General features: G+C 67.1%; 23 protein-coding genes. 9 read left to right on the plus strand and 14 right to left on the minus strand.

Annotated features, from left to right (window positions below):
• The first annotated feature begins 1 nt into the window (after position 1).
• From modA to ACFSQR_RS00440, 3 genes are all read left to right on the plus strand, one after another.
• A complete protein-coding gene (gene modA, locus ACFSQR_RS00430) occupies positions 2-754 on the plus strand; it encodes a molybdate ABC transporter substrate-binding protein (RefSeq protein ID WP_377726784.1) in 753 nt (250 codons plus the stop codon).
• On the plus strand, positions 751-1,446 hold the full coding sequence (gene modB / locus ACFSQR_RS00435; RefSeq protein WP_377726787.1) for a molybdate ABC transporter permease subunit: 696 nt from the start codon (positions 751-753) through the stop codon (positions 1,444-1,446). Before modA ends, modB begins: the two co-directional genes overlap by 4 nt.
• Positions 1,447-1,530: 84 nt before the next feature.
• Positions 1,531-2,016, plus strand: coding sequence for an SRPBCC family protein (locus ACFSQR_RS00440; RefSeq protein WP_377726789.1), 486 nt, complete (start codon positions 1,531-1,533; stop codon positions 2,014-2,016).
• 48 nt (positions 2,017-2,064) lie between these two features.
• On the opposite strand, the gene ACFSQR_RS00445 is transcribed toward ACFSQR_RS00440, so the two are convergent.
• Positions 2,065-3,507 (minus strand): dihydrolipoyl dehydrogenase, encoded by a 1,443-nt coding sequence (locus ACFSQR_RS00445; RefSeq protein ID WP_377726792.1) that lies wholly within the window; start codon positions 3,505-3,507, stop codon positions 2,065-2,067.
• 206 nt (positions 3,508-3,713) lie between these two features.
• Here ACFSQR_RS00445 and ACFSQR_RS00450 point away from each other — a divergent pair, with 206 nt between their 5' ends.
• The gene (locus tag ACFSQR_RS00450; protein WP_377726796.1) at positions 3,714-5,540 is read left to right on the plus strand and encodes a PHA/PHB synthase family protein; all 1,827 of its coding nucleotides are present in this window, start codon (positions 3,714-3,716) and stop codon (positions 5,538-5,540) included.
• Between the two features lie 59 nt (positions 5,541-5,599).
• On the plus strand, positions 5,600-6,049 hold the full coding sequence (locus tag ACFSQR_RS00455; RefSeq protein WP_377726798.1) for a universal stress protein: 450 nt from the start codon (positions 5,600-5,602) through the stop codon (positions 6,047-6,049).
• Positions 6,050-6,136: 87 nt separating this feature from the next.
• On the opposite strand, the gene ACFSQR_RS00460 is transcribed toward ACFSQR_RS00455, so the two are convergent.
• Positions 6,137-6,583 (minus strand): Hsp20/alpha crystallin family protein, encoded by a 447-nt coding sequence (locus tag ACFSQR_RS00460; RefSeq protein ID WP_377726800.1) that lies wholly within the window; start codon positions 6,581-6,583, stop codon positions 6,137-6,139.
• 224 nt (positions 6,584-6,807) lie between these two features.
• Positions 6,808-7,605, minus strand: coding sequence for a helix-turn-helix domain-containing protein (locus ACFSQR_RS00465; RefSeq protein WP_377726802.1), 798 nt, complete (start codon positions 7,603-7,605; stop codon positions 6,808-6,810).
• Between the two features lie 241 nt (positions 7,606-7,846).
• Here ACFSQR_RS00465 and ACFSQR_RS00470 point away from each other — a divergent pair, with 241 nt between their 5' ends.
• Entirely contained in the window at positions 7,847-8,263 is a 417-nt protein-coding gene (locus tag ACFSQR_RS00470; protein WP_377726804.1) for a TraR/DksA family transcriptional regulator, read from the plus strand.
• 8 nt (positions 8,264-8,271) lie between these two features.
• Here ACFSQR_RS00470 and ACFSQR_RS00475 read toward each other — a convergent pair whose 3' ends face one another.
• The 3 genes from ACFSQR_RS00475 to hemE all read right to left on the minus strand — a co-directional run bounded on the left by ACFSQR_RS00475 (position 8,272) and on the right by hemE (position 13,268).
• Positions 8,272-9,387, minus strand: a complete 1,116-nt coding sequence (locus ACFSQR_RS00475; RefSeq protein ID WP_377726806.1) for a 6-phosphofructokinase — start codon at positions 9,385-9,387, stop codon at positions 8,272-8,274.
• A 64-nt stretch (positions 9,388-9,451) separates the two neighbouring features.
• Positions 9,452-11,461 (minus strand): primosomal protein N', encoded by a 2,010-nt coding sequence (locus tag ACFSQR_RS00480; RefSeq protein ID WP_377726809.1) that lies wholly within the window; start codon positions 11,459-11,461, stop codon positions 9,452-9,454.
• Between the two features lie 724 nt (positions 11,462-12,185).
• Positions 12,186-13,268: a uroporphyrinogen decarboxylase gene (gene hemE / locus ACFSQR_RS00485; RefSeq protein WP_377726811.1), complete on the minus strand. Its 1,083-nt coding sequence runs from the start codon at positions 13,266-13,268 to the stop codon at positions 12,186-12,188.
• A 94-nt stretch (positions 13,269-13,362) separates the two neighbouring features.
• Here hemE and ACFSQR_RS00490 point away from each other — a divergent pair, with 94 nt between their 5' ends.
• The 3 genes from ACFSQR_RS00490 to ACFSQR_RS00500 all read left to right on the plus strand — a co-directional run bounded on the left by ACFSQR_RS00490 (position 13,363) and on the right by ACFSQR_RS00500 (position 21,337).
• A complete protein-coding gene (locus ACFSQR_RS00490) occupies positions 13,363-15,273 on the plus strand; it encodes a prolyl oligopeptidase family serine peptidase (protein ID WP_377726813.1) in 1,911 nt (636 codons plus the stop codon).
• Between the two features lie 2 nt (positions 15,274-15,275).
• Positions 15,276-19,352, plus strand: coding sequence for a DEAD/DEAH box helicase (locus tag ACFSQR_RS00495; protein WP_377726815.1), 4,077 nt, complete (start codon positions 15,276-15,278; stop codon positions 19,350-19,352).
• Positions 19,353-19,489: 137 nt separating this feature from the next.
• A complete protein-coding gene (locus ACFSQR_RS00500) occupies positions 19,490-21,337 on the plus strand; it encodes a DUF885 domain-containing protein (protein ID WP_377726818.1) in 1,848 nt (615 codons plus the stop codon).
• Between the two features lie 239 nt (positions 21,338-21,576).
• On the opposite strand, the gene tatC is transcribed toward ACFSQR_RS00500, so the two are convergent.
• The 8 genes from tatC to hisA are packed head-to-tail and all read right to left on the minus strand — an operon-like array spanning position 21,577 to position 25,844.
• The gene (gene tatC, locus ACFSQR_RS00505; RefSeq protein WP_377726821.1) at positions 21,577-22,326 is read right to left on the minus strand and encodes a twin-arginine translocase subunit TatC; all 750 of its coding nucleotides are present in this window, start codon (positions 22,324-22,326) and stop codon (positions 21,577-21,579) included.
• On the minus strand, positions 22,326-22,811 hold the full coding sequence (tatB, locus tag ACFSQR_RS00510) for a Sec-independent protein translocase protein TatB (RefSeq protein WP_377726823.1): 486 nt from the start codon (positions 22,809-22,811) through the stop codon (positions 22,326-22,328). Before tatB ends, tatC begins: the two co-directional genes overlap by 1 nt.
• A gap of 33 nt (positions 22,812-22,844) precedes the next feature.
• Entirely contained in the window at positions 22,845-23,075 is a 231-nt protein-coding gene (gene tatA / locus ACFSQR_RS00515) for a Sec-independent protein translocase subunit TatA (protein WP_377728286.1), read from the minus strand.
• 60 nt (positions 23,076-23,135) lie between these two features.
• Positions 23,136-23,507, minus strand: coding sequence for a histidine triad nucleotide-binding protein (locus ACFSQR_RS00520; RefSeq protein ID WP_377726826.1), 372 nt, complete (start codon positions 23,505-23,507; stop codon positions 23,136-23,138).
• 13 nt (positions 23,508-23,520) lie between these two features.
• Positions 23,521-23,892: a phosphoribosyl-ATP diphosphatase gene (locus tag ACFSQR_RS00525; protein ID WP_377726829.1), complete on the minus strand. Its 372-nt coding sequence runs from the start codon at positions 23,890-23,892 to the stop codon at positions 23,521-23,523.
• A complete protein-coding gene (hisI, locus tag ACFSQR_RS00530) occupies positions 23,889-24,302 on the minus strand; it encodes a phosphoribosyl-AMP cyclohydrolase (RefSeq protein WP_377726831.1) in 414 nt (137 codons plus the stop codon). Before hisI ends, ACFSQR_RS00525 begins: the two co-directional genes overlap by 4 nt.
• Positions 24,299-25,066: an imidazole glycerol phosphate synthase subunit HisF gene (hisF, locus tag ACFSQR_RS00535; protein WP_377726834.1), complete on the minus strand. Its 768-nt coding sequence runs from the start codon at positions 25,064-25,066 to the stop codon at positions 24,299-24,301. The genes hisI and hisF overlap by 4 nt, the downstream gene beginning before the upstream one ends.
• A 1-nt stretch (position 25,067) precedes the next feature.
• On the minus strand, positions 25,068-25,844 hold the full coding sequence (gene hisA, locus ACFSQR_RS00540) for a 1-(5-phosphoribosyl)-5-[(5-phosphoribosylamino)methylideneamino]imidazole-4-carboxamide isomerase (RefSeq protein ID WP_377726837.1): 777 nt from the start codon (positions 25,842-25,844) through the stop codon (positions 25,068-25,070).
• Positions 25,845-25,861: the final 17 nt, after the last annotated feature.

Here is a 25,861-nt window from a genome sequence, read left to right on the forward strand (position 1 = left end):
AATGAAAACCTTGATAACACTTCTGTTGACGCTCCTTGCCGGTTCGGCAATGGCGGGCCAGCTGACGGTCGCCGCCGCCTCCGACCTGGCCTACGGCATGGACGACCTGGCCAAGGGCTTCCGCCGGCTGGAGCCGAAGGCAATGGTGAAGATCTCGACCGGGGCGTCCGGTTCGCTGTTCGCGCAGGTGAAGAATGGCGCTCCGTTCGACGTGTTCATGTCGGCGGACATGGAGTATCCGGCGCGGCTGGCGCGCGAAGGCGCGGCCGATGGCAAGAGCCTGATGCAGTACGCGTCCGGACAGCTGGTTTACTGGACCAGCGCGCCCGGCGTGCTCCCGGCGCGCGGCCTGGCCACGCTGCTCGACCCGCGCGTGCGCCGGATCGCGATCGCCAACCCGGACGTGGCGCCCTACGGCAAGGCGGCGCGCGAGGTGCTGATCGCGGCGGGGCTGTGGGAGGAGTTGCAGCCGCGCCTGGTACTGGGCGAGAACGTGGCGCAGGCGGCCCAGTTCGCACACTCCGGCAATGCCCAGGCCGCGCTGTTGTCGCTGTCGGCGGTGCGCTCGCCGCACCTGCGCAGGGTGGGCCGCTTTTCGGTGCTGGAAGGGGTGGCAGTGCGGCAGGGCGCCATCATCACCAGCCGCGGCAAGAACAATCCGCTAGCGGCGCGCTGGATGGCCTACCTGGGCACGGACACGGCGCGCGCGATCCTGGCGCGCCACGGCTTCGCGCCGCCGGCGCCGGCCCGATGACCCAGCTGATGTCGGCCGAGCTGTGGGATGCGATGTGGCTGACGCTGCGGCTCGCGCTCGTGTCCTCGCTGGTGCTGCTGGTGCTCGGCATCCCGCTGGCCAACTGGCTGAACAGCAGCCGCATGCGCGGCGTGATCCTGGTCGAGACCCTGGTCAGCCTGCCGATCGTGCTGCCGCCGACCGTGATCGGCTTCTACCTGCTGATGCTGATGTCGCCGCAGCATGCGGTGGGCTCTGCGTGGCTGTCGGTGTTCGGCACGCCGCTGCCGTTTTCGTTCGCGGGGCTGGTGGCGGGTTCGGTGGTGTACAGCCTGCCGTTCGCGGTGCAACCGTTCCAGGCGGCGTTCCGCTCGGTGGGCCGGGACATGATCCAGTCCGGCCTGGCGCTGGGGCTGACGCGCCGCCAGGTGTTCTGGTCGGTGGTGCTGCCGCTGTCGAAGCACGGCATCCTGACCGGCATGTCGCTCAGCTTTGCCCACACCATGGGCGAGTTTGGGGTCGTGCTCATGTTGGGCGGGAACATCCCGGGCACCACGCGGGTGGCCTCGATCGCGCTGTACGACGAGGCGCAAAAGCTCAACTACGACGCGGCCAATGCCTACGCCATGGTGCTGCTGGCGATTTCGTTCGCGATCCTGGTCGGAATCGCATTCCTGCAGCGGCGGCAGAACGCCATCCTGCTCTCCAACTAGGCGCGGCCGCGCCGTGCTGCCGCCGCCATCCGATGGGGTGTAACATGCGGCTTTAGGGCCACGCCCCGCTTTCCCCGAACCGACATGAAATTTGAACACCTGATCCAGATTAACGACCCGCTCAACCCGCTGATGGACACCATTACCCGCGAACAGCTGTGGCGCGGCCTGGTCCTGCGCGCGGAACAGCCGACCCTGTTCATCCCGCACCTCGACGAATGCACCATCGGCGAGCGCGATGCTGGCAGCTTCCAGCGCCGCCTGCGCTACGGCGACCTGACCGTGGCCGACCGGGTGGTGTTCGATCCGATGAACGAGGTGCGCTACGAGGTGCCGGCGCAGGGCGAGATCCCGGCGTCGCTGCTGGTGATGCGGATCGAGGCGCCCGACCAGCACAACCTGCTGGTGCGCTTCCGCTACGACGACGGCCATCCGGACTCGCAGGATGCGGCCAGCCAGATGTACGACGATTTCAAGCGCTCGGCCTACAAGGAGGCCGACATCGACACGGTGCGCATCGTGCGCGAGCTGGCCGCGGCCGGCAAGCTCGATCCCAGCCCGCTGCATTAAGCTTCAGGGGACCGTTCCCGGATCTTCAAGGTGCCGGAGGGGGTCCCGTCAGATTCCTGGCGTGCTGTCCGCCCCCAGCGGCTCCTGCGGCGCGCCCTTCTCGATATTCTTCTGCAGCTCGCGCAAGGCCGTGCGCACGCCTTCCTCGATCACCGGGTGGTAGAACGGCATCTCCAGCATCTGCCTGACGGTCAGGCGCATCTGGTACGCCCACGCCAGCAGGTGCGCCAGGTGCTCGCCGCGCGGCGCGATCATCTCCGCACCCAGGAAATTCCCGCTCACGTATTCGCCATACACCCGCAGGATGCCGCGGTTGGCCAGCATGACCCGGCTGCGCCCCTGGTTGTGGAACGACACCTGTCCGGTCGCGAAGCGCGCGCCGCCCGCCGCCATCAGCTCGCGGTAGCCGCGCCCCACGGTCGCCAGGTTCGGGTCGGTAAACGCGATCGCCAGCGGCGCGCGCCGCAGCCCCGGCTGCACGCCAGGGTAGCGGGCCGCATTGTCGCCGGCGATGACGCCGTCGTCCGCCGCTTCGGACAGGAGCGGGCGCACGCTGTTGGCGTCGCCCGCGATGAACACCGGGCTGGTCCCGCACTGCAGGGTGCGCGCATCGAACAGCGGCACGCCGTGCGGGTCCAGCGCAAGGCCGGCGTGTTCGAGGCCGATCCCGTCCACGTTCGGCATGCGTCCCGCAGCCACCAGCACGTAGTCGTAGCGATGGCTGTGCTCGGCCCCGTGGCCGTCGCGCACAGTCAGTTCGACCTGCCCGCCGTCCTGGCGCGCCCGCACCACCTCCGATTCCAGGCGCAGGTCGAGCTCCGAGCCGAAGATGCTCACGGCCGACTGCTGCACTTCGGGATCGGACATGTGGGCGATGCCGGCCGAGCGGCCGAACACCGTGGTGCGCACGCCGAGGCGGTGCAGGGACTGCCCGATTTCGAGGCCGATCACGCCGGTGCCCACCACGGCGACCGAACCGGGCAGCGTGGTCCAGTCGAACACATCGTCGTTGACCACCACGCGGTTGCCGACGTCGCGCAGCGGCCCGGGAATGACCGGGCGCGAGCCGGTCGCGATCACCACGGCCTTCGCGTGCACCAGCTTGTCCTCGCCCACCTGCAAGGTGGACGGACCGGTAAAGCGTGCATGGCCGCGCAGCTTGTCTTCCGGCGCGAACGAGTCCACGCTCTCCAGCACGAAGCCGACAAAGCGGTCGCGTTCGCTGCGCACGCGCGCCATCACCTGTTCGCCGTCGACCGTCACCAGTCCCGCATGGACGCCGAAGCCATGCGCGTGGCGCGCGGCGTGGGCCGCATCGGCCGCCGCGATCAGCAGCTTGCTCGGCATGCAGCCGACGCGCGCGCAGGTGGTGCCGTAGGGGCCCGCCTCGATCGCGACCACGCGTGCGCCCTGGGCCCGGGCGGCGCGGTACGCGGTCATGCCGGCCGTGCCGGTGCCGATGACGGCAACGTCGACGTGAAGTTCATCCATGCAGGTCTCCTGTTCTTCGCAGCATTGAAATCGGGGCGCAGCGCACATTGCCCCTGCTAGATTAAGGGATGGCGCGTGCAGGCGGCGCGCACGCGAAGGCACGCCTGCAGCACGCGGCGGCCGGCCCCGGGGTGCACATTTGATCTGCATCATGGATGGCCGGCGTCGGGCCGCCCACACTCGCTTGAGAAAGTGAGGAGACGCGTATGTCAGCATTCGTCCGAGCCGCGCCGCTGGACAGCGGCGGCGATGGCGCCGCCAAGGGCGCCGCGCAGACGCAGGAGCGCAAGGCCAGCGGCTGGCAAGGCACGCCCGTGCACCGCTATCCCGAGACCACGGTCGAGCACGCGACCGCCGACCTGCTGCTCAACGCCTGGCTGGGCCGCTTTACCCATTCGGTGTCGCCGGCTGCGCTGGGCAACGCGTTTTTCGACTGGATGACCCACCTTGCGCTGGCGCCCTCCAAGCACGAGCAGCTGGCCCTGCAGGGCATCGACAACATGATGAAGCTGGCGCAGGTGGCGCTCAAGAGCGCGCACGGCGACGATTGCTACACCTGCATCGAGCCGCTGCCGCAGGACCGGCGCTTCGACGCGCCCCAATGGAAGCGCTATCCCTTCAATATCGGCTACCAGGCCTTCCTGCTGCAGCAGCAATGGTGGCACCGCGCCACCACGGGCGTGCGCGGCGTCTCGCGCCACCACCAGGACGTGGTGACCTTCATCACCCGCCAGTTGCTGGACTGGGTGGCGCCGTCCAATTTTCCCGCTACCAACCCGCAGGTGCTCGACACCACCATCGCCACCGGCGGGGTGAACCTGGCCGCGGGAGCGTTGCGGGCCTGGTCCGACCTGCTGCGCGCCGCCGGCGGGGCCGCGCGGCGCGAGTCGCGCTACGTGGTGGGCCAGAACGTGGCAGCCACGCCTGGCAAGGTGGTGCTCAGGAACCACATCATGGAACTGATCCAGTACACGCCGTCCACGCCGCGCGTGCATGCGGTGCCGGTCCTGTTCGTCCCGGCCTGGATCATGAAGTACTACATCCTCGACCTGACCGAGACCGACTCGCTGGTGCGCTACCTGGTGGCGCAGGGACACACGGTGTTCATGGTGTCGTGGAAGAACCCGGGACAGAAGGAGCGCGACCTGGGCATGGACGACTACCGCGTGCACGGCGTCATGGCGGCCATCGACGAGGTATGCCGGCGCACCGGGGCGGGCACGGTCAACGCGGCCGGCTACTGCCTGGGCGGCACCCTGCTGTCGATCGCGGCCGCGGCCATGGCGCGCGAGGGCGACGAGCGGCTGGGCAGCATCACGCTGCTGGCGGCGCAGGTGGACTTTACCGAGCCGGGCGAGCTGTCGCTGTTCATCGACGAGAGCGAGGTCAGCTTCCTGGAGGCGACCATGTGGCAGCAGGGCTACCTCGACACGAGCCAGATGGCGGGCGCCTTCCAGCTGATCCGCTCGAACGACCTGATCTGGTCGCGCCAGTTGAACCATTACCTGCTCAACAAGCCGGATCAGGAAACCGCGCTCACCAGCTGGAACCAGGACGCCACCCGCATGCCGTTCCGCATGCATGCCGAGTACCTGCGGCGGCTGTTCCTGAACAACGACCTGGCGGCCGGGCGCTACCTGGTCGACGCCCGGCCCGTGGCGCTGTCGGACATCGACGTGCCGGTGTTCGCGGTCGGCACCGTCACCGACCACGTCGCGCCGTGGCGTTCCGTGTACAAGCTGACGCTGCTGCTCGATGCGGAGCTGACCTTCCTGCTGACTTCCGGCGGGCATAACGCGGGCATTATCTCGCCGCCGGGCAAGGCCGGGCGCAGCTTCCAGGTGGCGACGCGCGCGGCCGATGCGCCCTTCATCGATCCGGGGCGGTGGCAGGAGGCGATGGAGCACAGGCCGGGCTCATGGTGGCCGGAGTGGGAGCACTGGCTGGCGCGCCGGGCCGGGCCGCTGGTGGCGCCGCCGGCGCCCGAAGATGATCTGGAGGATGCGCCGGGTGAGTACGTCAGGCAGCCCTGACGGGCTTCTGCTGGCGCGACGTTTGGGGTCCCGCGTGGGCGGGCATGAAGGGAGGTCGTATGTTTGCACACATCCTGTTTCCGACCGATGGGTCGCCGCTGTCCGATGCGGCCATGCTGACATGCATGGAATTCGCCAAATCGGTGCGCGCCAGGGTCACCGCGCTGCATGTGATGCCGGAATTTCACATGCTGACGGTGAATACCGAGATGATCGAGGATACCCGCGAGCAGTACCTGATCGATACCGAGCAGCGCGGACGGCAGGTGCTGCTCGCAGTCGAGCAGGCCGCGCGCGAGGCGGGCGTCGACTGCCAGACGGTATTGCGCCGCGCTGACAATCCGTACACGGAGATCCTCGAGGTGGCACGCGACCAGGGCTGCGACCTGATCGCGATGGCCTCGCACGGCTACCGCGGGATCAAGGCCATGGTGCTAGGCAGCGAAACGCACAAGGTGCTCGTGCACAGCATGATTCCGGTGCTGGTGCTGCGTCCGTTCGCGGAATAGTGCCGCCAGGGCGTGACGAGGCGGGCCCGCGTCCATGCGGCCGGGCCCGGGGCAGGCGCGCCCTAAGGGCCCGCCCATGCACGCCTGTCAGTGGATCTCGAGCTTCTGCCCGGTGCGCTGTTCGCGCTTGGGCAAGGTCAGTTCCAGGATGCCGTCCTGGTACTTGGCCTCGGCCTTCGACTCGTCCACCTCGTGCTCCAGCGTGAAGCTGCGGTACATCTCGCCGCGGTAGATCTCGCAGCGCACCACCTTTTCGCCCTCTTTCTGTTCCTGCCGCTGCTGGCTCTCGGCGGAGATGGTCACGCGGTTGGCGTTCACGTCGACCTTGATGTCCTCCTTGCGCACCCCCGGTATCTCGGCGCGGATGGTATAGGCCTGGTCGGTCTCGTTGACGTCGCAGCGCACCGCAGGCATGTCCGGCATGTCGCGCATCGAAAGCGGCCGCATGTCGCGCAGGAACTCTTCCATGCGATGCAGGGGGCTGACCCGCATCAGGTCTCGGAACGGGTCGAACGGTGTCATATTGTTCGCCATGATCGTGTCTCCTCAAGTCGATAACGCCGCCGCACGGTGCCAACTGCGCACAATCGCGGCGATCTGTCGTCAAGTTTGCCTAACTGGAGAGATCCGGTGCCAGCCGGGCCGATCTGCGGCGAATGGTGCCAATCCCAAGCGAACGCCGCTCATCGGTACCCATCTGCAGCGAACTCCCACTTATTCTTTATAACCCGTTTTGCGCGGTTCGCAAGCGGCACGGGTCAGGCGGCGACCCGCAGGGGAATGGTGCGCGATGGCGGCGGCGGCTGCAACCCGGCGCCCGGCGCGGAGCGCATGCCGCCGGCCAGCGCCTCCAGCGAAGCGCGGTCGACGATCTCGAGCTTGCGGTTGTCGAGCCGGATCCAGCCGTTGTTGCGGAACTTGGCCACCAGGCGGCTGACACTCTCGATGGTGAGCCCAAGATAGCCGCCGATGTCGTCGCGCGACATGCGCAGCTGGAAAGAGACCGGGGAATAGCCGCGCTGCGCGTAGCGCTCGGACAGGTTGAGCAGGAAGCAGGCAAAGCGCTGTTCGGCCCGCATATTGCCCAGCACCAGCATGAGCGCCTGTTCGCGCTGGATTTCCTGGCTCATCATGCAGTGGAACTGCTGCAGCAGGTGCGGGATCTTGCCGAACAGCTCCTGCAGGCGCGCGAACGGGATTTCGCACACTTCCGAATCCTCCAGCGCCACCGCGTCGCAGGCATGGCGTCCGCCCGCGATCGCGTCGAGTCCCAAGAGCTCGCCCGACATCGCAAAGCCGGTAACCTGCTGCGCGCCGCGCCGGTCGACCTGCGCGGTCTTGAAGTGCCCGAAGTGGATGGCGTAGAGGCTGGTGAACGGCTGGCCGATGCGGTACAGGTACATGTCGCGCCCGATGCGGTGGCGGCGCACGATGCCGTCGAAGAGTGCGACTTCAACAGGTTCCAGGCCGCGCAGCAGGCACATGCCGGCGAAGCGGCATTCGGCACACCTGTTCGGCGGGACAGGCGCCTGGCCCGCGCCATGCTGCTTGCACACAATGTTACCTCTTCCAGTTAATGTGGCCTCGCTGTCGCGCTGCGCTTAAAGCACGCGCTACCAACAATATACGACTGAAATGCGCAGGTATCCAGCGTCCGTTGTTGCAAGCGTGCGCGTCAGCTACTTGATGCGAATATTGGGCGCGCATTTGACTATCGTCAAAGCAAAGGCTATCTGCCCGCCCGCATCAGGGCTACATTGAATCACTCGTCCGACCCGGACGTGCAAGGAGAACGCCATGGCGGAACCGCTGACGCAGGAAGATATCAGGCAACTCGAAGCGAGCCTGATTGAGGAGCGCAAACTGCTGGTGTCCGCGCTGAGCGACCGCCTGCACCAGGGCGACAACCCGGAAGAGATGAGCCTCGGCAATAACATGCTGGAAGGCGCGGTGGACGACCGCTCCACCGCCAATATGCTGAACGACGAGGAGATTTCGGAGCTGGGGCTGGACCTGCGCGAACTGCGCGCGGTGGAGTCGGCGCTGGAACGCATCGCACAAGGCAGCTACGGCATTTGCGCCAACTGCAGCAGCGTCATCGGGGCGGACCGCATGCGCGCCCAGCCGACTGCCGCGCTGTGCATCACCTGCCAGACCGAAGCGGAGCGCCGGCCCGGCACCTTCGCCGAAGGCAGCTCGCGCATGCGCCTCTAGCCGCGGCCCTACACGCGTTCGCCGAGGCAGATGCCCAGTTCGCGCGCAGTCTCCATGATGTCGCTGCCGACCGGCACGCGCTTGGTATGCCCGGCCACCTCGGCCAGCGGCACGTAATCGATCCCCGGCCCGGTCAGCGCGACCATCACGCCGCTGCGGCCTTCGTCCAGCGCGCGCACCGCCGCGGCGCCGAAACGCAGCGCGGAGACGCGGTCGAAGGCCGACGGGCTGCCGCCGCGCAGCAGGTGGCCCAGCACCACGGGGCGGCATTCCTTGCCGGTGCGGTCCTCCAGCCAGTGCGACACGCGCATGCCGATGCCGCCCAGCCGCTCCGCATGCCCGCCCGCCGCGCGGCTGGCCAGCTCGCGCTGACCGCCCGCCGGCGCCGCCCCTTCCGCCACGACCACGATCGAATGCTTGCGCCGGTCCGCGTCGCGCGCCAGGATCGCCTGCGCCACCACGTCGATGTCGAACGGGATCTCGGGAATCAGGATCGCGTGCGCGCCGCCCGCCATCCCGGCATGCAGCGCGATCCAGCCGGCGTAGCGTCCCATCACCTCCACCACCATCACGCGCTGGTGGCTTTGCGCGGTGCTGTGCAGGCGGTCGATGCATTCGGTCGCGAAGCCCGATGCGGTATCGAAGCCGAAGGTGAGGTAGGTGCGGTCGAGGTCATTGTCGATCGTCTTGGGCACTCCCACCACGGTCAGGCCCTTGCGCTGCAGCCCGTCGGCGATGCCCATGGTGCCGTCGCCGCCCACCATCACCAGCGCGTCGAAGCCGCGCGCGCGACATTCGTCCACCACGTCGCCCGAGCGGTCCTGCTCGGTCCAGCCGCCGGATTTGTCGGGCATGGGGAAGTGGAAGGGGTTGCCGCGGTTGCTGCTGCCAAGGATGGTGCCGCCCAGGTGCGCGATGCCGTGCACGTTGTCGGGCGTGAGCAGTTGCACGCCTTCGCCGACACAGCTCTCCGGCGCGATCAGGCCGTTCATGCCGTCGCGGATGCCGTAGCACTCCCAGCCCCGGCGCGCAGCGGACAGCACCACCGCGCGGATCACCGCGTTCAGTCCGGGCGCATCCCCGCCGCCGGTCGATATCGCAATCCGCCTGATTTGCCGTGCCATCGCGCCCTCCGTCAAGAAGGACTCTATGCTATCAGTTCCGCGGCGCCGGACAGGGCACAGTCCGTCAGATGTCGACCGGGTCGACCTCGAGCGACCATTTGGCGCGCGTCTTCATTGCGCGCAGTTGTTCCATCCACGCGCGCAGGAAGGCCTGCAGCGCCGGGCGGGACGACGACTCGACCAGCAACTGCGCGCGCTCGACGTTGTGCACGCGCGTCATGGTCATCGGAATCGGCTCGTTGATGGTGATGCCCTCGTGCTCCAGGCAGTCGCGCGCGGCCGCGAGGAACTCGAGCGCGATCGCCAGTTCGCGTCCCTCGGCCCGGAGCAGGGCCTGGTACATGAAGGGCGGCAGCATGGCCTGGCGCCGCTCGGTGAGCAGGCCTGTGGCATAGCTGTCGTAATCGTGCTTCATCACCGCCGAGTACAGGGGATGCTGCGCATAGCGCGTCTGCACCAGCACCTCGCTGTGGTTGCCGCCGGCACGCCCGGCGCGGCCCGCCACCTGCATGAGCTGCGCGAACAGGCGCTCGCTGGCACGGTAGTCCTGCGAGAACAGCGCGGTGTCCGGGTTCAGGATTCCCACCAGCGTCAGGCGCTTGAAGTCGTGGCCCTTGGCGACCATCTGCGTGCCGACCAGGATGTCCACTTCGCCGCGGTGCACGGTGTCGAACGCTTCCTGCGCGGCGCCCTTGCGGCGGGTCGAGTCGGCGTCGATGCGCAGGATGCGCGCCTCCGGGAACATCTGCTGCAGGCCCTCTTCCACGCGCTGGGTGCCGCGGCCGAGCGGCTGCAGGTCGACGTTGCCGCAGGTCGGGCAGGAGCGCGGAATGCGCATCTCCAGGCTGCAGTGGTGGCAGCGCAGGCGGTGCTCGGGCTTGTGCAGCACCATGAAGGCGGTGCAGCGCTTGCAGTCGCTCACCCAGCCGCACGCATCGCACGAGATCACCGGGGCGTAGCCGCGCCGGTTCAGGAACAGGAGCGACTGTTCGCCGCGCTCGAGGCGCGTGCGCAGGGCGGCGATGAGCCCGGAGGTCAGCCCGTCCTTGGGGCGGTCGCGCTCCATGTCCAGCAGGCGCACGCGCGGCAGCACGGCGTCGCGCACGGCGCGCTCGCGCAGCTCCAGCTTGCGGTAGCGTCCCGTCAGCGCGTGCTGCCAGCTCTCCAGCGAGGGCGTGGCCGAGCCGAGCACGATCGGAATGCCCAGCTGGTGCGCGCGCCATACCGCGAGGTCGCGCGCCGAATAGCGCAGGCCTTCCTGCTGTTTGTACGAGGGGTCGTGCTCCTCGTCGATGACGATCAGCGCCAGCTTCGGCAGCGAGGCGAGGATGGCCAGGCGCGTGCCCAGCACGATGCTGGCGCGCCCTTCATGCGCGGCCAGCCAGTGCAGCATGCGCTCGCCCTCGGCCAGGCTGCTGTGCAAGGTGGCGACCAGCATGCCGGGGAAACGCGCGCGGATGTTCGATTCCAGCTGCGGCGTGAGGTTGATTTCAGGGACCAGGACCAGGATCTGGGCGTCCGGGTCGCGCGCCAGCACCTGCGCGCAGGCCTGCAGGTACACCTCGGTCTTGCCGCTGCCGGTCACGCCGTACAGCAGCATGGGCGAGAATCCCGCCGCCGTGCCGATCGCATCGGCGGCGGCCTGCTGCGCGGGATTCAGCGCGGGCATGCCGACGGCGGCGTTGTCGCGCAGCGCGTCCAGTTTCGCCAGCTTCTTGATGGCGCGGTCCAGCGCCACGGTGGAGGCCAGGCGCAGGTTCTTCGGCAGGCCGGGCAGCGCGACCTCGCCGAGCGGGCGCTGGTAGTAGTCGGCCGCGAACCCGGCCAGGGCGATCCAGCGGTCCGACAGCGGGGCCAGTTGCGAACGCACGGCCAGCGCATCCTTCAGCTTTTCCGCCGGCACATCGGTGTGGCTGCGGACCTCCACAATGAGCCCGACTACTTCTCGCCGTGCAAAAGGGACAAGAACCAGCTGTCCGGGACGCGGCTCCTCCCCCGGCTGGCACGGCCAGCGGTAGTCGAAGCAGCTGTTGAGCGGCGTATCGAGTGCGACATGAAGGATGCAAAACGCCATTCTGGTGGAGCAGGTGGAAACTGGAGGCGCCATTATGGCGGTTTACCGCAGGCTTTCAACAGGGGATTGCGCCTTGTGGACAACTTTGTGGAAAAGGCGTGCCGCCCGTAGCAAAGGATTTGCGGTTCGTCAACAGCTTATTGCCGACAGAAAAAGGCGGTTAGAAAAAACCCTGCAACTTCAACGGCTTAGCGCGCATACCCCAGAGGCCACCCGGAGGCGCTGCTGGCCGCACGGAATGTGCATAAGTAGGCGCCCTGATGAAGTGTTTGTAGTCGAAATCTGTACCGGACGATGCCTTGGACTGAGCCGGGCTGCCGCCGGCAGTTATTCGCCGCAGCGCAGGCCGCGGTGACATATGCATGCCCCGAAAATATCCCGCGCCGCAGCACGGACTTAATGTAAAACCTCAGCAATTCGGCTAAGTCACGGGCGGAAAAGCACTTTTCCCCATTGTCCACATTTTCTGTGGATAACTTTGTGGAAAAGCGGTGAAAGTAGCCATTTTCACTCTGTAGGAATTTTCCCACAAGGTACGGCCGGCCTCCCGCGGACGGGAGCGGGCCCTTTAAAATCAAACACTTATTTGAAGTGCCATTTTCCCATGGCCAATACCTCAGCGCAGACGATCGCTCGCGCCGAAATGTGAATAAGTGTGGGAATTGTCGTGCGGGAGGACTGCTCCGCTTCGCCCACTGGGCGAAGCGGTTGTAGCGAAACTACATCATTCGGCGCGTTGCGCCCGGCTGAAGCTGTGCACCGCCTCGACCATTGCGGTCACCGACTCGGGCGGCGTGAACTGGGAAATGCCATGTCCCAGATTGAACACATGGCCATGGTTCGCGGACGGCTTTCCATACGCGCCGAGCGAGCGCTCCACCTCGGCACGGATCTGGTCGGGGTTGGCGAACAGGATGGCCGGGTCCAGGTTGCCCTGCAACGCGACCTTGTCGCCCACCAGGGCGCGCGCACGGCCCAGGTTGACGGTCCAGTCGAGGCCCAGCGCGTCCGCGCCGATGCCGGCCGCTTCTTCCAGCCACAGGCCGCCACCCTTGGTGAACACGATGGCCGGGATGCGCACGCCGTCCTTCTCGCGCTGCAGCTGGCTGACCACCTGGCGCATGTACTCCAGCGAGAACTGCTGGTAGGCCCCGTCGGCCAGCGCGCCGCCCCAGGAATCGAAGATCATCACCGCCTGCGCGCCCGCGTCGATCTGCGCGTTGAGGTACTGCGCCACCGCCTGCGCGTTGGTGGACAGGATGTGGTGCATCAGGTCCGGGCGGTTGTACAGCATCTTCTTGATCGTGTGGAATTCGCGCGAGCCGCCGCCTTCCACCATGTAGCAGGCCAGCGTCCACGGGCTGCCGGAGAAGCCGATCAGCGGCACGCGGCCGTCGAGCGCGGTACGGATCTGGGTGACGGCCTTGAACACGTAGTCGAGCGATTCCATGTCGGGGGAACGCAGCGCCATCACTTCGGCTTCGGTGCGCAGTGGACGCTCGAATTTCGGGCCCTCGCCATCGGCAAAGTACAGTCCCAGGCCCATCGCATCGGGCACGGTCAGGATGTCGGAAAACAGGATCGACGCGTCCAGCGGGTAGCGGTCGATCGGCTGCAGCGTCACCTCGGTCGCAAAGTCCGGATTCTTCGCCAGTCCCAGGAACGAGCCGGCGCGCGCGCGGGTGGCGCGGTACTCCGGCAGGTAGCGGCCGGCCTGGCGCATCAGCCACACCGGCGTGTACTCGGTCGGCTGGCGCATCAGCGCGCGCAGGAAGGTATCGTTCTTGAGCGGGGCGAATTGTGGCATGGATAACAATGAAGAGCTGGCGGAAAGGCCGTATTATCGCACCCCCCGCCCGAATGTTCTATGATGCCGTACCTTCCACATGCACCCTGCTTCCATGAACGCTCCCAAGCAGAAAGCCCCTTGCGGCACCTGGCCATCCCCGATCAGCGCAACCGTCGTGGCGCAGGGCAGCGTGCCCCTGTCGCAACTGGCCTGCGACGGCGCGGACGTGTTCTGGCTGGCCGGCCGGGCCAGCGAAGGCGGGCGCACGACGCTGGTGCGTCGCCACGGGGCCGCGCTGACTGAACTGACCCCGGCGCCGTTCAATGCGCGCAGCCGGGTGCACGAATACGGCGGCGGCTCCTACGTGGTCGCCGACGGTGTGGCCTGGTTCACCAATTTCGCCGACAACCGTGTCTACGTGAAGCGCGGCGCCGACGCGCCGGTCGCCCTCACCCGGCCCGGCACCCGGCGCTTTGCCGATTTCGCCTATGACGCGCGGCACGAGCGCCTGCTGGCCGTGTGCGAAGACCACGGCGGCAGCGGTTATCCGGTCAATACGCTGGTATCGATCGCGCGCGACGGCAGCGTGCACACGCTGGCGGAAGGAAGCGACTTCTATTCCTCGCCGCGCATCTCGGCGGACGGCCGCTGGGTCGCCTGGCTGACGTGGGAGCTGCCGCGCATGCCATGGGAAGGCACCGAGCTGTGGCTGGCCGAAGTGCAGGACGACGGCGCGCTCGGCAGCCCGCGCAGGATCGCAGGCTCCGCGAACGAATCGGTGTGCCAGCCGGAGTGGTCGCCGCAAGGCGTGCTGCACTTCGTCTCGGACCGCAGCGGCTGGTGGAACCTGTACCGGCTGATCGACGACGAGGTGCAGCCGCTCTGCACGCGCGAGGCCGAATTCGCCGGACCGCACTGGGTCTTCGGCGCGTCGATGTACGGCTTCCTCGCCAGCGGCGAAATCATTTGCACATACATCGAGGGCGGCGTGAGCCGGCTGGCGCGGCTGCCCTTCCCGGGCACGCTGGCGCCGGTCGCCACCCCGTACGAGGAAATCCGCGAACTGCGCGTGTGCGGGGAGGGCGTGGTCCTGCTCGGCGGGGCGCCGACCATTGCGCTTGAAGTCGCGCACATCGACCTCGACACCGGCGCGCGCAGCGTACTGGCCCGCTCGATCGAGGACCTGCCCGGCGAGGAGTGGCTGTCGGTCCCCGAGAGCATCACCTTCCCGACCGCTGGCGGCGCCAGCGCGCATGCCTTCTATTACCCTCCCCGCAGCGGCGACACCGAGCCGCTGGACAAGCCGCCGCTGATCGTCATCGGCCACGGCGGCCCGACCGGCATGGCGTCCAGCACGCTGAAGCTGGCGACGCAGTTCTGGACCAGCCGCGGCTTTGCGGTGCTCGACGTGAACTACCGCGGCAGCACCGGTTTCGGGCGCGCCTACCGCGACGCCCTCAAGGGCCAGTGGGGCGTGGTGGACGTGGAGGATTGCGTGGCGGGCGCGCGCTACCTGGCGCAGCAAGGGCGCGTCGACCCGGACCGCCTGATCATTCGCGGCTCGAGCGCCGGCGGCTATACCGTCCTGAGCGCGCTCGCCTTCCATGACGTATTCAAGGCCGGCGCCGTGTACTACGGCGTATCCGACCTGGCCGGACTGGATGCCGACTCGCACAAGTTCGAATCGCGCTACAACGAATACCTGATCGCGCCCCAGCCGCGCGCGCAGGAGCTGTACCGCGAGCGCTCGCCGATCCACCACACCGCCCGCATCAGCAGCCCGACCATCTTCTTCCAGGGCCTGGACGACAAGGTCGTGCCGCCGCAGCAGTCCGAAACGATGGTCGCTGCGCTGCGCGCCAACAGTGTGCCGGTCGCCTACCTCACGCTGGAAGGCGAAGGGCATGGCTTCCGCAAGGCCGACAGCATTGTCGCCACCCTGGAAGCGGAGCTTGATTTCTACCTGCGCATCTTCGGCCTTGCCAGCGGCCCGCCGCCGTACCGCATCGACAACCTGGAATAGGCATGGCTGAGCATCACATCCTTGCGCTGCTGACGCTGGCGGGCGAGGCCATGGGCCGCCCGCGCATCCGCGAGCACCTGGCCCGCGCCGGGCTTACGGCGGAAGATGCCGACATCGAAGCCGAGCTGGAAGCGATGGTCGCATCCGGCGCGATCAGGGAAGTTGCCGGGCGCGGCTGGTCGGCCAGCCCCGATGCAGGGTGGGACGCGGTGGCGCATTGCACCCGCGAGGGCTCGCTGCCCAGGCTGGGCGCCGCCTACCTGCAGCTCGCATCCCTGCGCTCGACCTGGGACGGGCGCCTTGCGCTGCGCAGCTACCGCCAGGGAATCGCCCTGTTGCGCATCGCCCTGCTGGTGCACGACGATACCGAACAGGTCATGGCCACGCTGGCCGCCTGCCTCGACTGCCACGAAGCGAACTATGTGCATCCGTTCGTCGAAGCGCTCGGCCGTCCGTTCCGCGCCGACGTGTTCGCCCGCATCCATCCGCAGTTCCACGACCTGGTCCTGACCAGCATCCTGGACGACGCGCTGCACACGCCCGCGATCGTCGCCGACGTGCGCAGCTTCGCCGAACACCTCATCGAGCGCGGCAATGCACCGGCGCACCTCCGCCTGGTCATGGCCGAACACATGCTGCTGTGCGGCCGCCTGGAAGACGCGCTCGCGCTGGTCGCCGACAACGGCGATGCCGAAGCCGCGGCCTACCGCAACGCCGTGACCCTGCTGCGCGGCGACGACGAGGCGGCGCTGGCCATGTTCGCCGACCACCTGAAAGCATTGCGCCGCGAGACCGGCAAGCGCAAGGCCATCTTCCCCGGCCTGCCCGGCATCCTGTATGTGATGGCGCTGCTCAGGACAGGGCGGCCGGAAGACGCCAAGGCGGCCGGCGCGTACATCGACATCGCAGCCGGCGCGAAGAAGACGCGCGACGCCTCGTCCTTCGAACAGCTGCGCTACCTGCACGGCGTCAAGGCCGGCACCACCAGCGCCGAGGCATTCGCGTCGAGCCACTGGCCCTCCCCGCTGCAGCCGTTCTTCGTGCGCACCCTGGTGCAGCACTGGATCGGCACCCCCGACCTGCAAGCGAAACGCAACGAGATCGGCAAGATGCTCGCCCTGTCGCAGCAGGCGGGCTTCGACCTCATCACCGCGCAGCTGGCCTCCGTGCTGGGACGCCTGGGCGACCTGGACGCGGAACGGCTGGCGGTGGCGCTGCGCCAGCAGCACCGCTTCGGCGACATGGCGACCTGGATCGAGCGCGAGGAAGCCTGGCAGCGCCAGCTCAACGCGCTGATGCAACTGCAGGCCGAGCCTGCGCCGGCCGCCGGGCGTGAATCGCGGCTGGTCTGGCTGGTGCGCTACGACGTCAACTACGGCGTCGCGCTGGAGGCGCGCGAACAGAAGCGCGATGCCAAGGGCGGCTGGAGCCGCGGCCGCGAACCGTCCATGGCGCGCCTGCTGCAGGGCCTCGATTGCATGACCGCGCAGGACCGGGCCGCAGCATCGATCCTGTCGTCCTCCCCGTACTACGACGGCTTCAGTGCGGCGGCCGGCAGGGCCATGGCCTCGCTCGTCGGGCATCCCTTCGTGTTCTGGGCCGGCGAGCAGGGCACGCGGGTGGACGTCGTGGCGGGCGCGCCGGAAGTCATGGTCCGGTCGTCCGGAAACGGCGTGGTGATCACGCTGTCCCCGCCCGTCAGCGACAAGACCGGCGCCGTGGTGGTCACGCGCGAAACGCCGTCCCGGCTGCGCGTCGTGACGATCGGCGACGAGCACCGCCGCATCGGCGCCATCATTGGCAACGGGCTGGAAGTGCCGCGCCACGCCGAGCAGCAGGTGCTGCGCGCGATCGGCGCGATCTCCTCAATCGTCACCGTGCAGTCGGACATCGGCAGCAGTGCGCAGGACATCGACACCATCGAGGCGGATCCGCGCATGCACGTGCACCTGGTGCCCTACCAGCAGGGCTTGCGCATGCAGGTGCTGGTGCGCCCGCTGCCGGGTGCCTCCTACTACGCGCCTGGCAGCGGCGCCGAGGTGGTGCTGGCCGACGTCAGCGGCGTGCGCACCCAGGCGCGGCGCGACCTGAACGCGGAAAAGGAAAACGAACGCCAGCTGGTGGCCGCCTGCAGCGCACTGGAAGCGGGCGAATTCGACCACGGGGAATGGCTGCTTGGCCAACCGCTCGCCTGCCTGGAACTGGTGGACCAGCTGCAGCAGCTCGATCCGGCGAAGGTGGTGACCGCCTGGCCGGAGGGCGAGCGGTTCCGCGTGTCGCGCCATGCGAGCAAGTCGACCGCACGCATTTCCGTCAAGCGCGACAAGGACTGGTTCGCGGTCGAGGGCGAGGTCGAAGTGGACGAAGGCCGGGTGCTCGACCTGCGCGCCCTGCTCGACGCGATCCGCGCCGGCAAGGGCCGCTTCATCCAGCTCGGCGAGAACGAGTTCGCCGCGCTGTCGAGCGAGCTGCACCGCCGCCTGATGGAACTGGCCGACTTTGGCCAGGAACACGGCAAGGGCGTGCGCATCCATCCGCTGGCCGCCTTCGCGCTGGACGGCCTGGGCGACAGCGCCAGCGTCAGGACGGACAAGCACTGGAAAGAGCACCTGGCGCGCATGCGCGCGGTCGACCAGTACGTGCCGGAGGTGCCCTCCACGCTGCAGGCCGAGCTGCGCGACTACCAGCGCGAGGGCTTCGAATGGCTGTCGCGGCTCGCGCACTGGGGCGTGGGCGCCTGCCTGGCCGACGACATGGGCCTGGGAAAAACCGTGCAGGCACTGGCGCTGATCCTGCAGCGCGCGCCGGCCGGCCCGACGCTCGTGGTGGCGCCCACCTCGGTCGCGATGAACTGGGCCGCCGAAGCGGCGCGCTTTGCGCCGACGCTGAACGTGAAGCTGTTCGGAGAAGGCGACCGCGCCGCGCAGCTGAAGGACGCGCAGCCCTTCGACCTGGTGATCGCGAGCTACGGCCTGCTCCAGCTGGAAGCAGACAAGTTTGCCGGCAGGCGCTGGACCACGGTGGTGCTGGACGAAGCCCAGGCCATCAAGAACAGCCAGACCAAGCGCTCGCAAGCCGTGATGGCGCTGCAGGCCGACTTCCGCATGGTGGCGACCGGCACGCCGCTGGAGAACCACCTCGGTGAGCTGTGGAACCTGTTCAACTTCATCAATCCCGGCCTGCTCGGCACGGCCGACCAGTTCCAGATGCGCTTTGCCGGTCCGATCGAAAAGGCGCAGGACAAGCGCGCCGCGGCAGGCGCCCGCGCACGGCTGCGCCGTCTGGTCGGCCCGTTCATCCTGCGCCGGACCAAGGCACAGGTGCTGTCGGAGCTGCCGGCCCGCACCGAGATCGTGCTGCCGGTCGAGCTGACCCAGGACGAGAAGGCGCTGTACGAATCGCTGCGCCGTGAAGCGCTCGAACGGATCGCGTCGGTCGATGCACCCGACAGCCAGAAGTCGATCCAGATCCTGGCCGAGATGATGCGGCTGCGGCGCGCCTGCTGCAACCCGGAGCTGGTCGCTCCCGGCGCCGGCATCCCGAGCAGCAAACTGATCGTGTTCGCGCGATTGCTCGAAGAACTGCTGGAAAACCGCCACAAGGTGCTGGTGTTCAGCCAGTTCGTCGACCACCTGACCCTGATCCGCAAGCACCTCGACAAGATGGGCATCGCTTACCAGTACCTGGACGGCTCGACCCCGCAGCAGCAGCGCAAGGGCCGCGTCGACGCGTTCCAGGCAGGCGAGGGCGATGTCTTCCTGATCAGCCTGAAGGCGGGCGGGGTCGGCATCAACCTGACGGCGGCCGACTACGTGGTGCACATGGACCCGTGGTGGAATCCGGCGGTGGAAGACCAGGCCTCCGACCGCGCGCACCGCATGGGCCAGCAGCGTCCGGTGACGATCTACCGCCTGGTCGCGCGCGGCACCATCGAGGAAGGCATCGTCGACCTGCACAAGCACAAGCGCGACCTGGCCGACAGCCTGCTGGCCGGCACCGACGCCGCCGCCCGCATGTCCCCGCGCGACATGCTCGACATGCTGCAGGAAGGCCTCGGCGACCGCCACCCCCGCCCCTAATCCGAAAATGGGAACAGAAAATGGGGACAGACCCCATTTTTTGTGAAAAATGGGGTCTGTCCCCATTTTCTGTCCCGTTTTCCGGCGCGGGCAATTGATGCTAATCTTGGTGCTTGCCCGAAACGAAGGACAACAGCATGATGAAGACGAAGATCGCGCTGGCACTGATGCTGGCAGCGTTCGCGCTGACGCCGGCGGACGCCGCGCAGAAAAAGAAGAAAAAGGGACGCAGCGCCAAGCCGGCCCGCACCGTGCAGGCCAAGAAGGCACCGAAGAAAATTGTCGCTCCCGTCGCGGCGGCCGTGCCGCAGATACCGCGCGCCGACCGCGCATTCGACGCGGCCACCATCCAGTTCCTCAACGCGCTGTGGCGCATCGAACCGGCCAGCGCGATCGCGGCCGGTAAATACGATACCGCCGCGACCCTGCAGGTGCCGAACGAGGCTAGCCGCGTCGCGCGCCTCGAGTTCATCGCCGAATGGCTGGAACGATTCGGCAAAATGAAGCCGCAGGAGATGTCGACGCGCCAGCGCACCGACCACGCGCTGCTGGTGAACAAGCTCGAATCGGACCGCTGGTACCTGCAAACATTCAAGCCCTGGCAGTGGAATCCGGCCATGTACAGCGTGGCCGGCCCGATCGACTACATCCTGAATACCGAATACGCAGCCAAGCCGCAGCGCCTGCGCACGCTGCTGCGCCGGATCGCCAATGTGCCGGCCTACTACAAGGCGGCGCAGGAGAACATCACCAACCCGACCCACGAGCACACCCGCCTCGCGATCCGCCAGGCGCCGGGCAACCTGGCGGTGCTGGACGAAGTCGAGAAGGCCATGCAGGAGTCGGTGCTGTCGGAAACCGAGAAAAGGCTCTTCAAGCAGCGCCTGGACGCCGCGCGCGCCGCGGTGCGCGAGTACGTGGCCTTCCTGGAGGCGCTGGACCAGCGCCAGCTCGCGGCCGGCAGCGCGCGCCCGTTCCGGATCGGCAAGGCGCTGTACGAGCAGAAGTTCGCCCTCGACATCCAGTCGGCCAGCAGCGCCGAGCAGACCTATCACAAGGCGCTCGCCGCGCGCGACGAGATCCTCACGCGCATGGACAGCCTGTCCGAAGAGCTGTGGCCAAAGGTCATGCAGGGCGCAAAGAAACCGGCGGACCGCTACCAGAAGATCGGCATGGTGATCGACCGGCTGTCGTCCAACCATGTGCGGCGCGAGGACTTCATCGCCGAGATCCGGCGCCAGATCCCGCAGCTGCAGGAGTTCGTCAATTCGCGCAACCTGCTCACGCTCGATCCGTCCAAACCGCTGGAAGTGCGCGAGACGCCGATGTACCAGCGCGGCGTGGCCGGCGCCAGCATCGACGCGCCCGGCCCCTACCGTCCGCAGGACCGCACCTTCTACAACGTCACGCCGCTGGACGACCTGACGCCGGAGCAGGCCGAAAGCACGCTGCGCGAGTACAACCACTGGATGCTGCAGGTGCTGAACATCCACGAGGCGATCCCCGGCCACTACGCGCAGCTGATGTATGCGAACCGCTCCCCGTCGATCGTCAAGTCGCTGTTCGGGAACGGCGCGATGGTGGAAGGCTGGGCCGTGTACGGCGAGCGCATGATGATGGAAGCGGGTTACGGCGACGCGACGCCGGAGATGTGGCTGATGTATTCGAAGTGGATCCTGCGCACCGTCACCAACACCATCCTCGACTACAGCGTGCACGTGCTTGGCATGACCGAGCCGCAGGCGATGGACCTGCTGCAGCGCCAGGCCTTCCAGACCCGCAGCCAGGCCACTGAGAAGTGGCACCGGGTGCAGGTGAGCTCCGTGCAGCTGACCAGCTACTTCAGCGGCTACAGCGAGATCATGGAACTGCGCGAGCAGCGCAAGCGGGCGCTGGGCGACCGCTTCAACCTGAAGGAATTCCACGAGCAGCTGCTCAGTTACGGCAGCGCCCCCGTGAAGATGGTCGCCGAGCTGATGCAATAGGGTCGGGAAGTGCGACTGTCGGATTGGCGGAATCGGTCATGAAACAGGCGATTCCGCCACGGGCAGGAGGCAGCCGGCAGTCCCTTGACATCGACGAATCGTGGACTACACTGGAGACATCCCGCAAGGGAACCAAGTCCTTCACTTAATACTGAAGGCATCGCCTCTCGAACCAAATCAGCAACTTGGTTTCGACCGGCTCTCAAGGGGCGCTTCGTGCGCCCCTTGTCACGTCTGGGCTATGCTTCGTCCGGTGCGCGCGTGATGCGCTCGAACATGGGCGCTACCCAGATGCCCAGTTCGAACAGCAGGCACATGGGAATGGCAAGCGCCAGCTGGCTGACCACGTCCGGCGGGGTCACGATGGCGGCGATCACGAACGCGCCGACGATCGCGTAGGGGCGGATTTCCTTCAGCTTTTCCACGCTGACGATGCCCATGCGGACCAGGATCACGACGACCACCGGCACTTCGAAGGTGGCGCCGAAGGCCAGCGACATCGACATGACGAAGTCGAGGTAGTTTTCGATATCCGGCGTGACGGCGATCGACTCCGGCGCGAAATCGCTGATGAAGTGGAACACGCGGCCGAACACGAAGAAGTAGCAGAACGCGACGCCCGCAATGAACAGGAAGGACGACGACACCACCAGCGGCAGCACCAGGCGCTTCTCGTGCGCGTACAGGCCGGGCGCGACGAACGCCCACAGCTGGTAGAACACCCACGGCAGCGCCAGGATGAACGCGATCATCAGGGTGACCTTCATCGGCACCAGGAAGGGCGCGATGACGCCGGTGGCGATCATCTTCGATCCCTGCGGGAGCGAGGCCATCATCGGCTGCGCGATGATGTCGTAGATCTGGGCCGGGCCCGGCCACATGAACAGCACTGCCGCCACCACCAGGATGCCGAAGGTCGCGCGCACCACGCGCGTGCGCAGTTCGATCAGGTGGGAGATGAAGGTCTCTTCGCCTTTGGTTTCGCTCATCAGAAGAAGGAGGCCTTGTTGGCGGCGCGGGGGCGGAATTTCTTCACGCGCGCTGCGCCGGAGATGACATGGGTCTTGCCCCCATGCTGTTTCTTGTACCAGCCGGGCACCGCGGAGTTGCGGACCAGCTTCTTGCGCCGGAATTCGCGCGCCTTGCGCTCGAGGTCGGACATGGTGGCGGCGGGCGGCGTCCAGGCCGGGGTGCTACTCCATGCCGACTGCACCTCGTTCAGGTTCTCGGCCACCGTGCTTTCGATGTCAGCCTTGAACCTGGTGGCGCTTTCCTGCACGTCCTTCTGCAGGTTGCGCAGTTCCTCCAGCTCGATCTCGCGGCTGACCTCGGATTTCACATCATGCAGGTAGCGCTGGGCGCGGCCGTACAGCGTCCCGGCCATGCGCGCCACCTTGGGCAGGCGCTCCGGACCGATGACGACCAGCGCCACGACGCCGATGATGGCAATCTTCGATAAAGCCAGGTCAATCATGCAAACTCAAACAGCACGGCGCGCACCGCGGTGTCAGGACCGGGTCTTTTCTTTGGTGTCCACGTCGATCGTGGACTTGTCGGCAACCTGCTGCACCGGCGCGGCTTGCCCGGGCTGCTTCTCATCCTCGCCCTTCACGCCGTCCTTGAAACCCTTGACGGCCTTGCCCAGGTCTGAACCGATGTTGCCAATCTTTTTGGTGCCAAATACCAGCATGACAACCACCAGCACGATCAGCCAGTGCCAAATACTCATCGAACCCATCATTTTCTCCTTGCCAGCGCGAGTGCGCCACAGAAACCAAGAGCGCTATTCTACTCCGGATCAGCGCTGTCCGCGCCATGGGCGGGGGCCGCCATACATGTGCAGGTGCAAATGGTAGACCTCCTGGCCGCCGTCCGGACCGCTGTTGATCAGGGTCTTGAAACCGCCGCTCGGATTGCCGTTTGCGTCGTACTTCACGTCGCAGCCGTTGTCGCGCGCCAGCTTGGGCGCCAGCGCCAGCATGCGGCCCAGCAGCGCCGCGTGGCCCTCGTCCGTGTCGGACAGGGTGGAGACGTGCAGCTTGGGGATCACCAGCAGGTGCACCGGCGCCGCCGGGTTGATGTCCTTGAACGCCACCAGCTCGTCATCTTCATAGACGATCGACGACGGGATCTGGCGTGCAGCAATCTTGCAGAAGAGGCAATTGTCCACGGTTCGCTCCGTATTAGTGTTTGTTCGATTCGTGCGCGTCGCGCTGCACGTCCTTGCGTGCGGCCTTTTCCTCGATGCCCGAGGTGCCGGCGCGGCGGTCCAGCTCCGCCAGCACCTGCTGCGGCGTGAGGCCGAACTGCGCCAGCATGACCAGCGAATGGAACCACAGGTCGGCGGTCTCGTACAGCACCTTGGAGGCGTCGCCGGATACGCGCGCGTCCTTGGCGGCCATCACCGTCTCGGTGGCTTCCTCGCCGATCTTCTTGAGGATCGCATCGTCGCCCTTCATGAACAGGCGCGACACGTAGGAGGTATCGGGATCGCCGCCGTTTTCGAGCTTGCGGCTTTCGATGATCGCCGCGAGGCGGCTGAGGGTGTCGCTCATTCTGGTGTCTTCGGTGTCGAATAGATCTGCTGCGGATCGCGCAGCACCGGGTCGGCCGCAGTCCACTGCGCGCCGTCGAATTTCTGGAAGAAGCAGGAGTGGCGGCCGGTGTGGCAGGCGATGCCGCCGGCCTGCTCGATCTTCAGCAGGATCACGTCCTCGTCGCAGTCCAGGCGCATCTCCAGCACCTTCTGCACGTGGCCGGACTCCTCGCCCTTGTGCCACAGCTTCTTGCGCGAGCGGCTCCAGTACACCGCCTCGCCCAGTTGCGCCGTGCGCTCCAGCGCGTCGCGGTTCATCCAGGCGAACATCAGCACGTCGCCGGTCGACGCTTCCTGCGCGATCACCGGCACCAGGCCGTGTTCATCCCAGCGTACCTTGTTCAGCCACTTGGCGTTCGGTCCGTTCATGGCTGATCCATGCGCACCGGGATGCCCTGCGCGGCCATGAAGCGCTTGGCTTCCTGCACCGTATGCTGCCCGTAGTGGAAGATGCTGGCGGCCAGCACAGCGTCGGCGCGGCCCTGCAGCACGCCGTCGGCCAGGTCCTGCAATCCGCCCACGCCGCCGGACGCGATCACCGGGATGCCGATCGCATCGGACACCGCGCGCGTCAGGCCCAGGTCGAAGCCGGAGCGGGTGCCGTCGCGGTCCATGCTGGTCAGGAGGATTTCGCCTGCGCCCAGCTGCTCCAGTTGGCGCGCCCACTCCACCGCGTCCAGGCCCGTGGCATGGCGTCCGCCGTGCGTGAACACTTCCCACTTGCCGGGCGCCGTCGCCTTGGCGTCGATCGCCACCACGATGCATTGCGAGCCGTGCTTTTGCGAAGCCTCGTACACCAGCTGGGGGTTGCTGACTGCCGAGGTATTCATGCTGACCTTGTCGGCGCCGGCGTTCAGCAGGCGGCGCACGTCCTCCACCTTGCGCACCCCGCCGCCCACGGTCAGCGGAATGAACACCTTCGACGCCACCGCCTCGATGATGTGCAGGATCAGGTCGCGCCCGCCCGACGATGCGGTGATGTCGAGGAAGGTGATCTCGTCCGCGCCCTGGTCGTCATAGCGGCTCGCGATTTCGACCGGGTCGCCGGCGTCGCGCAGCTCGGTAAAATTGACGCCCTTGACGACGCGGCCTTCGGTCACGTCCAGGCACGGAATGATGCGTTTGGCGAGCATGCTACTCCGTGACTTCGTCGGACAGCTCGTCGGCGCGCTCCTGCGCCTGCGCGAGGTCGAGCGTGCCTTCGTAGATCGAACGGCCGACGATCACGCCTTCGATGCCTTCGCCTTCCACCTCGCACAGCGCTTCCACGTCGGCGATCGTGTGCACGCCGCCGGAGGCGATGATCGGCACGCGCACCGCCTGCGCCAGCTTGACGGTGGCGTCGATGTTCACGCCGGCCATCATGCCGTCGCGGCCGATGTCGGTGTAGACGATCGACTCGACGCCGTACTGTTCGAACTTCTTGGCCAGGTCGATGACTTCGTGGCCGGACATCTTGCTCCAGCCGTCGGTCGCGACCTTGCCGTCCTTGGCGTCCAGGCCGACGATCACGTGGCCCGGGAAGGCGCCGCAGGCGTCATGCAGGAAGCCGGGGCTCTTCACGGCCGCGGTGCCGATGATGATGTAGGTGATGCCGTCGTCCAGGTAGCGCTCGATGGTGTCGAGGTCGCGGATGCCGCCGCCCAGCTGGACCGGGATCTCGCCGACATCGTTCTCTTCGGCGAAGTCCTGCACGACGCGCAGGATCGATTTCACTGCCGCTTCGTTCTTCGGCTTGCCGGCGAATGCGCCGTTCAGGTCGACCAGGTGCAGCCGGCGCGCGCCCTGCTTGAGCCAGTGCAGCGCCATTTCGGCGGGGTCTTCTGAGAATACGGTCGCAAGTTCCATATCGCCCTGTTTCAGGCGAACGCAGTGACCGTCTTTGAGGTCGATGGCAGGAATGAGCAGCATGGTCGTGTGGTGTAGTG

It is taken from the genome of Pseudoduganella sp. GCM10020061 (genome assembly GCF_042683405.1).
In the GTDB taxonomy this organism is placed as follows: domain Bacteria; phylum Pseudomonadota; class Gammaproteobacteria; order Burkholderiales; family Burkholderiaceae_D; genus Telluria.

Bases quoted from the DNA above. Each gene is read 5' to 3' on its own strand.
- hisI (WP_377726831.1), bottom strand. From the start codon at position 24,302: ATGAACGGACCGAACGCCAAGTGGCTGAACAAGGTACGCTGGGATGAA.
- tatC (WP_377726821.1), bottom strand. From the start codon at position 22,326: ATGAGCGAAACCAAAGGCGAAGAGACCTTCATCTCCCACCTGATCGAA.
- ACFSQR_RS00440 (WP_377726789.1), top strand. From the start codon at position 1,531: ATGAAATTTGAACACCTGATCCAGATTAACGACCCGCTCAACCCGCTG.
- hemE (WP_377726811.1), bottom strand. From the start codon at position 13,268: ATGCCACAATTCGCCCCGCTCAAGAACGATACCTTCCTGCGCGCGCTG.
- ACFSQR_RS00445 (WP_377726792.1), bottom strand. From the start codon at position 3,507: ATGGATGAACTTCACGTCGACGTTGCCGTCATCGGCACCGGCACGGCC.
- tatB (WP_377726823.1), bottom strand. From the start codon at position 22,811: ATGATTGACCTGGCTTTATCGAAGATTGCCATCATCGGCGTCGTGGCG.
- hisF (WP_377726834.1), bottom strand. From the start codon at position 25,066: ATGCTCGCCAAACGCATCATTCCGTGCCTGGACGTGACCGAAGGCCGC.
- ACFSQR_RS00490 (WP_377726813.1), top strand. From the start codon at position 13,363: ATGAACGCTCCCAAGCAGAAAGCCCCTTGCGGCACCTGGCCATCCCCG.
- tatA (WP_377728286.1), bottom strand. From the start codon at position 23,075: ATGGGTTCGATGAGTATTTGGCACTGGCTGATCGTGCTGGTGGTTGTC.
- ACFSQR_RS00450 (WP_377726796.1), top strand. From the start codon at position 3,714: ATGTCAGCATTCGTCCGAGCCGCGCCGCTGGACAGCGGCGGCGATGGC.
- ACFSQR_RS00460 (WP_377726800.1), bottom strand. From the start codon at position 6,583: ATGGCGAACAATATGACACCGTTCGACCCGTTCCGAGACCTGATGCGG.
- ACFSQR_RS00525 (WP_377726829.1), bottom strand. From the start codon at position 23,892: ATGAGCGACACCCTCAGCCGCCTCGCGGCGATCATCGAAAGCCGCAAG.
- ACFSQR_RS00500 (WP_377726818.1), top strand. From the start codon at position 19,490: ATGATGAAGACGAAGATCGCGCTGGCACTGATGCTGGCAGCGTTCGCG.
- modA (WP_377726784.1), top strand. From the start codon at position 2: ATGAAAACCTTGATAACACTTCTGTTGACGCTCCTTGCCGGTTCGGCA.
- ACFSQR_RS00455 (WP_377726798.1), top strand. From the start codon at position 5,600: ATGTTTGCACACATCCTGTTTCCGACCGATGGGTCGCCGCTGTCCGAT.
- ACFSQR_RS00480 (WP_377726809.1), bottom strand. From the start codon at position 11,461: ATGGCGTTTTGCATCCTTCATGTCGCACTCGATACGCCGCTCAACAGC.
- hisA (WP_377726837.1), bottom strand. From the start codon at position 25,844: ATGCTGCTCATTCCTGCCATCGACCTCAAAGACGGTCACTGCGTTCGC.
- ACFSQR_RS00475 (WP_377726806.1), bottom strand. From the start codon at position 9,387: ATGGCACGGCAAATCAGGCGGATTGCGATATCGACCGGCGGCGGGGAT.
- modB (WP_377726787.1), top strand. From the start codon at position 751: ATGACCCAGCTGATGTCGGCCGAGCTGTGGGATGCGATGTGGCTGACG.
- ACFSQR_RS00470 (WP_377726804.1), top strand. From the start codon at position 7,847: ATGGCGGAACCGCTGACGCAGGAAGATATCAGGCAACTCGAAGCGAGC.
- ACFSQR_RS00495 (WP_377726815.1), top strand. From the start codon at position 15,276: ATGGCTGAGCATCACATCCTTGCGCTGCTGACGCTGGCGGGCGAGGCC.